We start from the raw sequence: 14,075 nt of genomic DNA, 5'->3' as shown, positions 1-14,075 counted from the left end.
CCAAAAAGTATGTTTGGCTTGATAATGAATAAATATCATGGCAGATGTACACTACATGTACACCTACCATGATTTTCATTTATCTATTGTTTCATGACCTTTAGGGTCTTAGCTGTGCTATCACCCTCCAACTTGAGTATATACACACCCGAATGGAGTGCATTGAGATCAATATCCAAGGTTTGCAAATCGGGATCAATATCCCCGTCTTTATATACTTTACCATCTATGTTGTAAAGCACAAATGATCGATAGGCATGCTCTGATAACTCAACAGTCAAATGATCACTTGCAGGATTGGGGTAGAGCTTGAGCTCTGCTGATTCTAAAATCTCTGGTTCCAGATTTGAGATTTCTCTAGCGCTGGAGCTTACAGCATCAAATCTCCAGTGTTGATTCTGATTATTTGTGTTCATCGTCCAGAGATAGACATTTTGGTTTATGGCACCTCCACCGCCACCATCAATGGCATAGTTAGGTGCATTCCTTTTCTGCAAAAGATAATGACCACCCCCAACATCTACCTTCTTCCAATGCTGGTTTTGATTATTGTCAGAGCAACTCCATAGATAAACGTCTTGTCCATTGGCACCTCCGCTTCCACCATCTATACAAAAATTGGTTCCCTTTTTCTGGTAAGAATAGTAGCCATTACCTCTATCAATTTCAGTCCAGGTAAGGTTGTTATGATTGACATTTGTATACAATTCTATAGTAGCACCGTTAGAGTGATTACCTCCGCCATCCATCGCATAGCCTGTGGCATTGCGTTTAACAAAACGGAAATCTCCTCCGCTACTATTGCTACCGCCATCACAGCAGTTGAGCGGATTCACAATATCATATCCATTGGCACCTCTGTAAACACTCACCTCATCGTATGTAACGGTTCTAGTTTCATTGTTCACATAATTTGCATTATCATAAGCATATATACCCCATGAACCAGGCACAGAATACGACCCATTAACCTGGCCACTGGCGGCCGTCTGATCGCCGAACCCTAAAATCAGGTCAGATCGGTCTAACTTTAGTTCATCATCTATCCACACCTGAGCAATACCTTTGTTGTATTCCCTCAATTTGATACGCATCACAACTCTGACAAATTTGCCTTTTGGAAAGTTGTTTTGGATAACCTTGTCATAGGTGGCAGTGATATTATACCGGTGTTGCAGGATCAACTGCCCGTCACTATTATATTCAAGATGAACATAATGGTTTGCAGCGCCATCCGGTCTAAAACCCCAAATCTGAAACACACTCATTTCTGTATTGGAGCTATTTGCAAATGTATTGGTGTGAATTTTCATCCAAAACCCTGTCCAGAATTCCTGGGTATATGTCCAATCATTATTATCAATCCTGAATTCTGATTTTTTGGAAGTGTTGCCACCATCATACAACCCCTCCCACCAATCACATTGAATACGATTGCTTACAAAGTTTACCCTGTTAGACATTGATGAGTATGTACGCTCAAATGGACCAAAGTCTCCATTAAAATCATGCCCTACATATGTTTGGGCATTTGACTGATGAGACCACATTAGGCATAGCGCCAATGCGGTCAAAAGAAATAGTTCTTTCATTTTGAATAGATTTAAGTTAGAGATTATTTATTCAATAATTTTTTTAATTACTCCTTTATGATTCTCATGCTTCTACTGGCATTGTTTCCGCTGAGTTTGAGTACGTACAGACCAGCATCAAGATGATCCATGTCTATCGTCAGCTTACTCATATCATCCGCTACCTTGCCTTGATTCACCACCATGCCGTTGACATTGTAGATCACGAATTGTTGGTAGTTACTTTCTCCCAATTGCACCGTCAGTCTGGAACTTACTGGATTGGGATAAAAACTGAATGCGCTAGACGCCAACTCATCCAGAGGCTCATCTCGTAATCTTGCACCAGCACTGACATCATCAAACCTCCACTGCTGATTTTGATTGGTTGTGCTTGATGTCCATAGATATACATTCTGGTCTATTGCGCCATTATTTCCACCATCAAGAGAGAAGTTGGTACCGCGTTTTTCTAGCCTGTAATGTCCATTGCCAGCGTCTATTTTCAGCCAGTGCTGGTTGAAATCATTGGCATTGCAAGTCTCGAGCGTTACATCCTGACCATTGGTCCCTCCGCTACCGCCATCGATACAAACTGTGCTATTCAACTTTTGGTAAGAATAATACCCACCTCCTCGTGAGATTTCTGTCCAGGTCATGTTATCGTGCTGCACATAAGTGTACAACTCTACACTCCGGCCCTCTGCACCGCTGTTGCCACCGCCATCGATAGCAAAACCCGTTGCGTTCCTTTTGACCAACTGAAAATCTCCACCAACAGTAGAGGCGACTGTACCATATACCTGCACCTCAGCCAAAGACAATGGGTTGCTAGAACCGTTGAGTTGTACACGCACTGTTTCGCCCTGTGCCCCGCCTACTTGGATGGTCTGCGATGGATTAGGGTAGGCACTGTAGGTCTGACTCCAGGTAGTCGTGCTACCATTCATCACCGAGACGGTAAAGTTGCTCAGCCGATCCATACAGCAGTTGGTCCGATTGTACAAAACAATCTCATCGACCTCATAGGTACCTCGCAGGTCTACTTCCCACCATGGGTTCGATTCTGCGTTGGTATGCGTGACTGAGCCATGAGACCATACCCCACTCGTATTGCCATCTACTGCTCGGGAAGAGAGCCCTCCATGCGCGGTAGAGGATTGCGAAGTGCTTTTACCAAGTGCTATATTGTCGTTGGTGCAAGTTTGGTAATTTACCGAAGTACCTGTACCATTGTCTGTGACCGTGCCACAAGTAGTGATATCGGTATTCGTGGCTTTGTCTCCCACCACGATGGCATAGTTGGTATTGTTGGTAAAGGTGATATTGTTTGCGTTGTGATAGTAACCTTCGGTGGTAGAACCATTGCCAGTCATGAACCGATGGGCTTTTCGCTGACCACCGATGAGAATATCGATATTGCTCATCGTAGAAGTGGTCCCATCGTGAATTGTGACCTCATGATCTGTACCTGCAAAATAAATGGCTGTTACTTCACCGCTCAATGGGGTGACATGATTGTCCAAAAGTGTGATTTCAATGTTGGAGTTACTTCTAGCGACATCTTCTGATAGCAGCGCGCCGATAGAAGCGTCACCATCGCAATTCACCACATTGGTGTTGGCTCCTACCCAATAGCCTGTTTCGCATGCCAGTACCGTGCAGTTCTCTACATATTTGGTCCCTGATGCCCATCCGATCGTCACGCCTGAGCGCATCTTGACTACTGTACTGTTCAGTACTGTGGCGTTAGTTACCCCTCGGTCGTATTCCACACCATCTATGACAGTCTCCCCTGCATTGTAAGATCGGATGCCGTCTTCTTGCAAACTGAAATAATAGTTGCCAGTGATGTCATTCAAATTAAAGCCCCATATCGTTTGAAAGTCGACATTGTCAGCAGGGCTTCCCGAACCTTCCTCTGCCAATACTTCATTGGTAGACCGCAATTCTCCTTCTACATAGCAGCCTTCTACGATCGGATCATTCGCTCCCTGAAAAAATATACCGTGTCCATACGAGCGACAGATAAAAGTAGAGTTCTTCACATGGTTGGAATTTCCTCTAATCAAACAAGCGCTACGCTTATTGTGGGCAATGACATTACTTCCACCCTTGCCAAAAATATCTCCATAGCCATATGGGTAAGAACCCCTCACCGTAAAATGACATCCCTCCAATCGGTTATTGGCACCATCGAGTACTACATTTGTCGCTCTTTTGGTAGGCTGATCATTCACCGAACCATCATCGACTACTGTCAGGTTCAGTATTACGTTATCACTACCTATGACACGAAACTCATGAAAATCCACATTGCCTACAGACTGTGCTGTTTCGGTTTCGATGTTGATCGTGACACCTGTAAAATCATACGTGCTGTTGTCTCCTTCAAAGAGGAAAACATTGAAAGAATTGCCTAGGTGAGTCGTGCCTTGCCAGTACTTGCCAATAGCCCCAGTACTCACATCATTGGCTGTCACACTATACGTGCCAGGGGCGAGTTTGACGTTGACATTGTCGTCATCCAGATAGGGGATCAATTGACTTAATGAACTGACGGTAGTCTGCGCCTGGACGGTCGTCACGGCCAACACCAGCACACTCAGTGCCAGCAGTCCTTTCATTGTGGCCTGCACACAGTGGTGCAGCGAATGAGTAATAGTCTTTCGTTTCATGCTTCTTTTGTTTTAGTTAAAAATTCATAATATGCTTATCTCAAATATTCTGATAAGCACAGAAAGAATGCATGACTCATGAGTCAATATTGATAACACATGACTCACAAAAAACATGAAAACAACTCATTTTTAACGTGTTACAAGCATTGTATAACTAAAAACAGGAAAATCAATCGCGCATACTGATGTAGCAACGAGCATATCGCTCATGATTCAAAAACAATAATACATGACTCAGAAAAGTAGGTAACCTGCCACACTCATAGCCGAACATCGTCAAGACGATACTATTTTGGTTTTCCTTGGTCACATTTCATAGCGGAGTGGATGACAAAGTTGTGTTAAAATGCTTTGATAAAAATAATAACGAATAACCATGTCGACATGCTATACCAAAAATCACATATCTCCCCTCAATTCATTGATCCTCTTGTCTGCTGGATCTTTAATATGCCGAACATAATCTTTGGAATACAAGCTGGCCAACGAAGGATATTGATCCGACAACTTGCCATATTTGATCCATGCCAAGTCATATTCGTTTATCCATTTTTTTAAGGCATCCCTATCATTTTTTGATTCAGCATCGGAGATATGAATCACACTTCGATAAATTTCATAAAGGTGCAATCCATACAGCGATGAGCCAATGGCATGTTCCCGCATATCATCATGGGGCCAATTTATAGTCTTTGCCAGTTCCACAATTTCCTTCCAAATTTCCAACGATTCATCTTTTTGATTTAGGTTTCGTTGTTGCCTTTGTGGATCTTGGTTGGATTTGGGGAAACCAATGCCTTGATCTCTTGTCCACCATTCATTCATATCATGCTCTACCGAATTCCTACCTCTAACCACAGCATCGGCAGACAAAAGGCACATTTTTCTAAATTTTGCAACTTCTGATTCTTCCAACCCTAGCCGATCAACGGCATACCGCCTAAAGACTTCTTCCTCTTTCTGATCAGGTTTTTGCGCCCACTGCGCCATCACCCAGGCATTCACATCTGCCCACATTTCGTTTTTGATATAGGGGCCATCCCAGCCCCCACCTCTCGACCATGTAAATACCCCAGCAAACATCTCTGGCTTAGTTTGGGCAAACTGGCGTATGGAATTAAATTGTTCCTTTGGCATACCTCGATGCTCCTCAAACCCTTCTATAACACCGTTGGCTATATAGTTGGGATAAGCACCCTTGCCCTCATACTCTCTTGAGCACTGTACCTCTATTATCTGCTGGTGTCGCCCCATACCTATAACTTTGCTAAATGGTGTGGAACGATGAAAATCCCCTTCACAATGCTTGACACTCATGATCAAATTGTGATGTGGAGTTACCGCATCACTTATGGCCATGTAGGTATCTGCATCTACGTCAAACGATCTCCATGACCTAAAAATGAGTTGTTTATTTCTTTTGACACAAACCTCCTCTCTCAACAACTGCATCAAAGGAATAATGGTCTTTTGGGCATTGCTCTTGTCTTGAATGTGCCCTTGATGATAGGGTGCATCATGCAGGTAGGTTTCTCCAATCCGTACCACCAATCCATCCATCTTTGGAAATTGAGAAAAAATCTCATCAATCTGAATGCGAAGCAATTTCTGAGTAATACTGTCTTTAGGGTCACCAAAAACTTCTTCTATCCCATATTTTTCAATTAACCGTTTGGGGAAAAGCATAAGATCAGACATGGCATAGATCGACAGTCCCTGTGCTTCGCACTTTGCATGCATGGCGTGTATCATTCCAGCCTTTTCATCCACCCACTTTCGATCTGGTGTGCCTTTTGGTAGTATATCTGGATCCAGAGATTCCCAATTAATTGCCAAAGTAGGAGATTCAAACAGGAAATATACTTTCCCATTATACCCCATTTCTTTGATCACAGACGGATCTACATAAGCACTTTCGTAAGGAGGTTCACCTGGATTGTGATGCACCATATCCAGTATCAATGGGCTTCTTGTTTCTTTCTTCCCTTCACTAGAACATCCCAGAAACAATATCACTCCGAAACAACATATCACATACAGCCAGCTCGTTTTCTTCTTCATTATTCTGTTATTCAGTATCCACCAATGAGTCTTTTGAAATCACTCTAAGCTTAATCTTATTGACTTCAGAAGACAACTTGATTATTTCTTGCCTTTGTTTACTTTTCGTTGGTTGATATCCTTTTGGAACTATGAATATCCCTGACATGCCTTCTGGCAACTCGATCGTGTAGTTCACTTTTTCGTTAACCTGCTGATGCCGCGCGATTATATTCCCCATGATGGTAGGGGTTTTGATCTCAGAAAAAGTCAACTCCCCCAACTGGGGTTGAACCTCCACCTGCTTGAACCCTGGCTGAATAGGAGTGATTCCCCAAAGGTGTCGTACGACAGTGTTCAATGGTGCTGTGCCCCATGCGTGGTTCCAGTCAAGATTGGGTTTATACTTCATATCCCAGGCTTCTAGTGTCATGGTAGCACCCAGTTGGATCATGTTCCACCAAGACCGATCAGTGGTCGTGTCGGTCATTAGCTTGAAAGCATATTCGGTTTCTCCAGCCTGATATAGAGCTTCAAGCAGGTATTGCGCACCATATACGCTACAGGCCATACCACGGGTTTTGATAAAATCTACAACAGTCATTTTGTATTGATCAGGAACCAATCCAAAAACCAGTGGCATCATGTTGGCATGCAACGATGAATGTGAAGAACCCTCTCCATCAATATAGACTCCTTTTGCTTTGTCCAACAGCTTTTCATTGATCATTGTACGAACCATTTCAGCCTCTTTGGCAAACCTTTTGGCATCATCGCTTTCACCAAGCACCCTGGCAATCTCCGTCATCAAAACAAGGTTGTGGTAGTAAAAAGCATTCACCACGGTATTGATCTCTACCCCCATGTCATAGCCGTCCCTTTCACCCTCTTCTGTTGCTAGCTTCCAATAGGAGTCTTTTTGTGCTGGAGGCCAGTCCACAATATCCCGAACCTTCGTTTTGGGGTCTTTGAAACCGAGTTTTAACATGAATGCAGAATCCAAGCGATGTGATCTGCTGGAAATCAGTCCATCTTCCCTAGCCAAATCATGTAGTGTTCTGACTTTAAGTACTTGATAATGTTTCCTGATCAAGGTCAAATCGCCCGTGTACATGTAATCCTGATAAAAGAGCATTGCCGTATGTAACAGCCACTCCGTAGGCCATGTGGGATGGTCTATAAAATATTCGTTGGTCCGTTTGGCAATGGCATAGTTATCATCCACGCTATAATGACTGAGCTGGTTAATATAAGCATCTGCCTCATATGGAATTCTTTCCCTATCACCATCCACATAATATCCAGTAAATGTAGTCGCTTTGATGGTGTGCTTGCAAAGATTCCATACCTGATCCAGTGTTTTATTTGACGAAGAGAAGTAACCAGCCATGTCATCAAATTCCACATAAATAGCCTTTTGAAATAGCTCTATGTCTTCTATCGGAACCTGCAAGTTTTCTATTTCACAATATCTAAACGGCATCACCACTCCGAGTGAATCGGGTAGATGGATTGCTTTGTCATTTGTATTTCGTATATCGGGTTGAAGCTTAACAATGTAAGCCTGACCCGCCAACATGTTTTTCATTACCACCTTCTGGTAGCGTACCGTTGCTTCGGGATTTCTATCAATTCGATTGCCCAATAATTTTTCCCCCTGATGAATTACTAAATCCTTTGCATGATTGCTCTTTAAGCTCAGAGAGACCGTTCCAAAAAAAGACTTCCCGAAATCAATTAAGTAATGGCCTGAACCCAGTTTGGTTATTTTCTTGGGTTGGTTATAGGAAACTATAAACTTTGGATCTCTAATCTGCTGAGCAACGCAACATAGTTCCCCCCAAAAAAACATGAGGAAAATCCACAGAATTATAGCTAATCTAATAGAATGATGACAGCCCAGATTCATTTTATGACTTCCCATCGCTTGGATTGTCACTTCTTTATAATCTTCTCTTTGAAAATATGATTATTCTCTCCTTCGTCAATGACCTCCCCTGCGGAGACACCCGTACAGTTTCGACTGTTGTCGTCGAGTACGACAGGATAGCCAGAGAGATTGTGCAGGACGATATTGGAGGCGGAGTAGTTTTCATCTTTGCCTAGCATACCGATGGTGCGGTTGTCTCCTCCGATATTGATTTTGAGATTTTGGTCAGGATCGGGTACAGCATTGCGCAGCGTGACTTTGTGGTTGCTACCTATGATGATGGCTGCATGGCCACTGCCGTTGTTGCTCGCCCCTTCATAGGGCAACAGAGTGATGTCTGCCGTCATACCCTGGTCACTTGTATAATCCACACCCAAAGCCGGACCATGCTGGGTGTCGGCATAGCAGTCCACAATATCTCCCGTCCCTATACAAAACCCTCTTTCACAACCTATCACAGTCGTGCCAGATACATACTTCTGACCCGTCGCATGGGTCAGTGTGACCCCTGCGCGCATATTCTTGACTGTGCAGTTGATGATGGTAGGATTGGAGGTCCCCCGGCGGTACTCCACACCGTCGATGATGGTCTCGCCACCGTTGTACGCACGAATCCCCTCTTCGCCCAAGCACAGCATATAGCCTTTGGGCAGCGGATAGCCCCACACAGTCTTGAAGTCTACTTTGTCGGCATCAGATCCTGTGCCCTTCTCTGTCCACATGTCGTCGGTAGAGCGCATCGCACCTTCTACATAGCAGCCCTCGATGATCGGCCAATCGGCAGCCTGCATAAAGATCGCATGACCATAAGATCGGTGTATGATCGTGCAGTTTTTCGCGTGGTTTTTATAGCCTCTTACGAGAAAAGAGGAATGCTTCCTGTGCGGAATCACACTCTTCCCTCCTTTGCCAAAAGCCTCGCCATAGCCATAGGGATAGGCTCCTCTGGTCGTGATATGAAAACCTTCGACACGATTGCTCGCCCCATCCATCACGATGTTAGTACCTCGCCGAGTAGGCGCATCGTGGACAGACCCTTTGTCTATAAGGGTCAAATTCTTCAGCACGTTGTGATTGCCGATGATCTGCATCTCGTAAAATTCATCCCCATTCGGGAAAGAAGAGAAAACCTCGGTCTCGACCTGAATGGTCACATCCGTAAAATCATACACGCTATGGCTGCCAGTAAACAGCAACAAAACATTGGAGTTGTTCTTGATTTGCGTTTGTGCATTGTACTTGCCCTTCTTTACCTCTTTGGCAGAAATGGTGTAGACTCCCGGCTTGAGAACTACCTCCACACTATCCTGAGTCAGATAAGGCATCAGCTCCTCAAGGGAATTGACGGTGGTCTGGGCAAACGCATTCAGGCTCACCACCAGGCTGACCATGAAAACAGACAGTTTCATTTTATCATTCATCTTTGTTAAATCTAATCTCCTATTGATCCATTTTTCTCGATACGATACGTCCATACTCCCCCGAACCAGTACTCGATATACTAATTGATAATGAGTCGTTGATCTTGCTTCGCTTCTTTTATTATTTCACCCTTACTGTTTATTTCGGTATCCTTTACACCTGGATAAGAAAGGACTTTGCAATTTGTCTCATTATCGAGCACAACATCTGTGGCAAGGGGCGTGGCTTTTTTATTAAAGTTGCCATACCCTTGCCATGAAGCCAGCTTGATGGCCATCGACGAGGGGATGTAATCTTCGTTGGCCGTTTTCACGATCACGTGGTGGCCTTCTCCATTGATTTTGGCCAGTAGATCGTTGGCCATCCCGTTACGGCTGTCGAGGATGTTCATCTCTACATAGGCATTTTTAGCCTTGGTATAGGGCACACAAAAAGCCTCTGCATACTTGGCATTCGCGCTACAATTGATCAAAGTATCGGCATTGCCTACATTGTAGCCAGTGGCCACACAGTCGCGCACTATACAGTCGATCACCTTGTCGCCTGACGTGCTCAGTCCCGTGCAGATCCCGCGACGCATCTGGGTGACCGTACAGTTCTTCACGGTTGTGTTTTTTGTTTTGTGGCCGTTGTATTCTGGGTACATGCGTATGCCGTCCTCGCTCAGGGAGACGATCTCTCCTGGCATGATCTTGCCATCTTCGCGAATCATAGTGCCCTCCACATAGCCGCCTTTGCCGGCGTAAAAATCTCGGTCAAAAGCATAGCCTGAGGTTTCCGCCAGGATGGCATCAGTGGTACGGAGCAATCCATCCACGTGACAGTTTTCGATCAGCGTGTTTTCCGCTCCCTGCAAAAAGATCGCATGCCCCATGGCGCGCATGTGTACTTTGCAGCCCAGCAGTTTCACATCCTTGGCGGGATAGCCCACGCGGATGCCGTTCATCTTACGCACATCACCGCCTCCTAGGCCATACAAGTAGCCAAAGCCCCAGGGACTAGAACCGGTCGTGCGTACCTCCACATTTTTCAACACATCACCCTCTCCCACGATGTTAAACATCTTGTTTTTGCTTTGTCGGCCCGGTGTATCGCCATAGGTCTCGATGTACAAGCCTTCGAGGGTGACGCGATCGCCCGACACCTCTATGGCACAGTACATACTATTGCCATCGTCACTTTTGGTCAGATCGGGACGGCTAAAGAGCTTGGTATCAACCATGAATCTGACCCCACTGAGATCGAAATAGGCATCATCGCCTGTGATCCTGATGAATCGGATATTGTCCGCCTCGTCGATCTGGTAGTTGCCGGGCTGAAGCTTGACCCGGACATGGCTTTTGTCGAGATACTGCTTCCACTCAGCGAGCGTGTGTACAAGTATCGTGTCGGTTTCGCTTGGCTTTGCCTTGGTCTGGCACGAGGCGAGTGCTATACACACAGCCAGTGCCCAAAATATCTGTTTCATCGTTGCTTGTTTGATTTCAAATCCTTCTTGTTGTTTACTACTGGGATCACCATGTTCCATGTTTTCGTCCCATTGCCAAAACCACCTGGCCCGTCCATAGTGGCGAAAAAAATATGCGTCGGTTGGCCATCCTCTACAAAGACAAAAGGTCTTTCGAGCTGTCCTTGCTTGATGGTCTGGCCATTGTCCCAGGTGACTGTGCGGGTATAGGCCAATGGGTTGTCGTCCAGCACCCAATGGATCCCATCCTCGGAGTGCGCGAGCACGCCTCCATGATGATGACCAGTGCCGATGATGTCGCCCGTCATGTCTTTGGCGATCATGTGAAAGCCCTGATCGTCGCGCCACAGGTGTGGGTCTTCCACTTCTCCGAATTGCTCGGAAGAGAAAACAGGCTCATCCCCCACCACAGTGTACTCCCCATCGTAAGTTGGGGCTGTTGCCACGCCAATGAACTGATCGGTGTGAGTGAGCTCGTCCTCCCTGTAGCTTCTACCTTTGAACAGCAGGACGACCGATCCGTCCTCCTTGATGAGCGGGGAGGGGTTGGACGTAAGGAAGCTATAAAAGCTATCTGGCTTCACATCCAAAATGGGTTCGTCGAGCCGCTCCCAAGGGCCATACGGGCTGTCGGCTATCGCCAGGCCTACCCGCTTGCGCCAGCGACCAGCGATACACCATTTGCTCTGCAGGTCGAAATCCGCCACATTGTCTGGCGTGACCTCCTCAAAAGGATGGGTCGACCCCATGTAGTAGAGCAGGTATTTGCCGTCGTGCTTGACGATTTTGGGGTTGTGACAGGAGCGGCCGTCCCAGTACTGCACCCCACGATAGCCTAGCGCTACATCACTGAAGCGGTATGGTCCCTCGGGTGTATCCGATACGGCATGTACGATCTCCGACCGGATCATCCACCCCGGGTGAAAGGGCAGGAACTTGGGCCATCGCGAGGCGTACATGTGGTACTGGCCGTCTTTGCCTTTGACCACCGAGCTGCCCCATACCCAATAGTCCTCCATCTGCAGGCCTCCGTCTACAGGTGCTATGCCTAACTGGAGCCCACTATCCTCCTGAGCATCTACCGTCAGGTAGTTGACAAGAGACAAAATAACAAGAAGTGTTTTTAGTCTATTCATCGGTCAGTTGTGCATAATTGTAATAAACAGCACCCTCCATATCGCCAGCGGCATTGTAAAACCAAGTCTGAACGAAAGCCGGCCCTTTGGGCAGATTTTCGATCCTAAACGCTACACCATAGGCCTCTTGATCTGCTTGTTTAGTCTGGTCTACAAAGACCTCTTCGCCATTCCATATTTTGATCCGTGCTGTAGCAATATCCAGTGCTTGACCAGGGCCCGCAGCACTCAGGGTTGTTTCGTCCTCGATCTCTTTGGGCCAGCGGCGCAGATCGAAATCGTAAGTCCCAGATTGATCAAATTCGACCGCAATAAAGCCACTACCCGTCGATCCCTTTTTCACATTGTCCTGATTCCAGATGACCGTACCATGAAAATCATGCGCCAAAAGATGAGACTCGGGCTCTTCTTCGCTACCTACTATGATGCGTGTGTACTCGTCTGATCGCTCGTCGACCAATTGCCACCACTCTTCGTACTCCTGCTGTAGTTCAGCCACCACATCGGTATAGGCGGGATTGTCAATGATATTGTTTTCTTGTTTGGGATCTACCAGCACGTCGTAGAGTTCCCAATCTGTATCGCTACTGTTTCGGATCAGACGCCATTTGTTGACAATCTCGTTCCCCTGCCAGTTGTCTTTTTTGACCGATAGTTTTTTATATTTCTGAGGAAACTCCGTCCACATGTCATTGATTGTGACCGCTCTGTTTTTGTAATCTTCAGGGTCATTGGATGGGTCTTCATCCAAAAATGGCAGAAAACTGCGCCCCCTGATTTTGAGTTTCTCTGGTCTGTTTCCCAAATCCTTCAATCCCAATACATCCATGAAAGTAGGCAACCAGTCTATGTGGGCAGTCAGTACGTCGACCTCTCGGCCTTGGCCTTTGCCTCCCAGGTTGCCATTGGGCCATCGAACAAAACAAGGCACCCGTGTCCCTCCATCATAGTTAGAGCCTTTGCCTCCACGCAAGTAGCCGCCTGCGCCATTGTCAGTAGTGAAAACTACAATGGTATTGTCCGCAACACCTTTATCCTCCAAAAATTGCAACAGACGTCCATAATTTTTATCAATATTCTCAATGGTACCCACTTTGGCACTCACACCTTCGCGCGCATCTGGTGGCATCACATGAGGTGCATGGGCCGTACCTAGCGGTATGTAGGCAAAGAAAGGCTTCTTATTCTGGATGTTTTCTTCCATAAAATCCATGGCTCGGTTCATGAAGAAATTAGTCGTAAAAGCGCCTTCTATACCATCGTCTTCATCGGTCATTTTGACCAACTCATCGTTGACCCACACGCTGGCGGTTTGATTGGTATTGCCCCAATAGTCGGGCTGCTGTCCTGTACCACCACCTTTGATCCACGCTACATGCTCAAAGCCACGGTCTTTCGGACGGAAAGGGTAATTGTCTCCCAAGTGCCACTTGAAAAACAAGCCTGTCGCATAACCGTTCGCTTTGAAGATATCCGCCATGGTGATTTCGTCGGCCCGCATCATATTGCGGCCATTGATCGTGTGCCAGACACCTACTACATCGGCGGGCCTACCGGTGAGCAATGCCGCCCGGGTAGGCGAACAACTCGGCGAGACATGAAAATCAGTGAGTCGAAGCGACTCCTTCGCGAAATTGTCGATGTTGGGCGTTTGAGGTGCATTTTCTTTGTAGTATGAAAATGCACTGTGGCTGATGTCATCCGGCATGACGAAGATGACATTGGGTCGGGAATCTTTTTGCGGCAATGATGTCGACTCACAGCCTACCAAAGCCAGAATCCAGCTACCTACTAGTAGAAACTGCCCTATTGTATTTTTCATTTCTC

At 46.0% G+C, this 14,075-nt stretch carries 8 protein-coding genes; all 8 read right to left on the bottom strand.

Annotation, left to right across the window (positions count from 1 at the left end; genetic code table 11):
• Positions 1–83: 83 nt before the first annotated feature.
• A complete protein-coding gene (locus tag BFP72_RS05620; RefSeq protein WP_099598208.1) occupies positions 84–1,592 on the bottom strand; it encodes an RICIN domain-containing protein in 1,509 nt (502 codons plus the stop codon).
• A gap of 47 nt (positions 1,593–1,639) precedes the next feature.
• The gene (locus BFP72_RS05615; RefSeq protein ID WP_099598207.1) at positions 1,640–4,249 is read right to left on the bottom strand and encodes an RICIN domain-containing protein; all 2,610 of its coding nucleotides are present in this window, start codon (positions 4,247–4,249) and stop codon (positions 1,640–1,642) included.
• A gap of 402 nt (positions 4,250–4,651) precedes the next feature.
• Positions 4,652–6,145: a hypothetical protein gene (locus tag BFP72_RS05610; RefSeq protein ID WP_221406481.1), complete on the bottom strand. Its 1,494-nt coding sequence runs from the start codon at positions 6,143–6,145 to the stop codon at positions 4,652–4,654.
• A 175-nt stretch (positions 6,146–6,320) separates the two neighbouring features.
• A complete protein-coding gene (locus BFP72_RS05605) occupies positions 6,321–8,216 on the bottom strand; it encodes an alpha-L-rhamnosidase C-terminal domain-containing protein (RefSeq protein ID WP_143519949.1) in 1,896 nt (631 codons plus the stop codon).
• Between the two features lie 11 nt (positions 8,217–8,227).
• On the bottom strand, positions 8,228–9,643 hold the full coding sequence (locus tag BFP72_RS05600) for a hypothetical protein (RefSeq protein ID WP_143519948.1): 1,416 nt from the start codon (positions 9,641–9,643) through the stop codon (positions 8,228–8,230).
• A gap of 80 nt (positions 9,644–9,723) precedes the next feature.
• On the bottom strand, positions 9,724–11,112 hold the full coding sequence (locus BFP72_RS05595) for a right-handed parallel beta-helix repeat-containing protein (protein WP_099598204.1): 1,389 nt from the start codon (positions 11,110–11,112) through the stop codon (positions 9,724–9,726).
• On the bottom strand, positions 11,109–12,248 hold the full coding sequence (locus tag BFP72_RS05590; RefSeq protein WP_099598203.1) for a glycoside hydrolase family protein: 1,140 nt from the start codon (positions 12,246–12,248) through the stop codon (positions 11,109–11,111). Before BFP72_RS05590 ends, BFP72_RS05595 begins: the two co-directional genes overlap by 4 nt.
• Positions 12,241–14,070, bottom strand: coding sequence for a sulfatase-like hydrolase/transferase (locus BFP72_RS05585; RefSeq protein ID WP_158233298.1), 1,830 nt, complete (start codon positions 14,068–14,070; stop codon positions 12,241–12,243). The genes BFP72_RS05590 and BFP72_RS05585 overlap by 8 nt, the downstream gene beginning before the upstream one ends.
• Positions 14,071–14,075 lie beyond the last annotated feature (5 nt).

The sequence above is a fragment of the Reichenbachiella sp. 5M10 genome, from assembly GCF_002742335.1.
Classification (GTDB): Bacteria; Bacteroidota; Bacteroidia; order Cytophagales; family Cyclobacteriaceae; genus Reichenbachiella.
This window is presented reverse-complemented; position numbering and strand designations above follow the sequence as displayed.

Excerpts from the sequence above, each read along its gene's own strand:
- BFP72_RS05620 (WP_099598208.1), bottom strand. The coding sequence starts at position 1,592 with ATGAAAGAACTATTTCTTTTGACCGCATTGGCGCTATGCCTAATGTGG.
- BFP72_RS05615 (WP_099598207.1), bottom strand. The coding sequence starts at position 4,249 with ATGAAACGAAAGACTATTACTCATTCGCTGCACCACTGTGTGCAGGCC.
- BFP72_RS05605 (WP_143519949.1), bottom strand. The coding sequence starts at position 8,216 with ATGGGAAGTCATAAAATGAATCTGGGCTGTCATCATTCTATTAGATTA.
- BFP72_RS05600 (WP_143519948.1), bottom strand. The coding sequence starts at position 9,643 with ATGAATGATAAAATGAAACTGTCTGTTTTCATGGTCAGCCTGGTGGTG.
- BFP72_RS05595 (WP_099598204.1), bottom strand. The coding sequence starts at position 11,112 with ATGAAACAGATATTTTGGGCACTGGCTGTGTGTATAGCACTCGCCTCG.
- BFP72_RS05590 (WP_099598203.1), bottom strand. The coding sequence starts at position 12,248 with ATGAATAGACTAAAAACACTTCTTGTTATTTTGTCTCTTGTCAACTAC.
- BFP72_RS05585 (WP_158233298.1), bottom strand. The coding sequence starts at position 14,070 with ATGAAAAATACAATAGGGCAGTTTCTACTAGTAGGTAGCTGGATTCTG.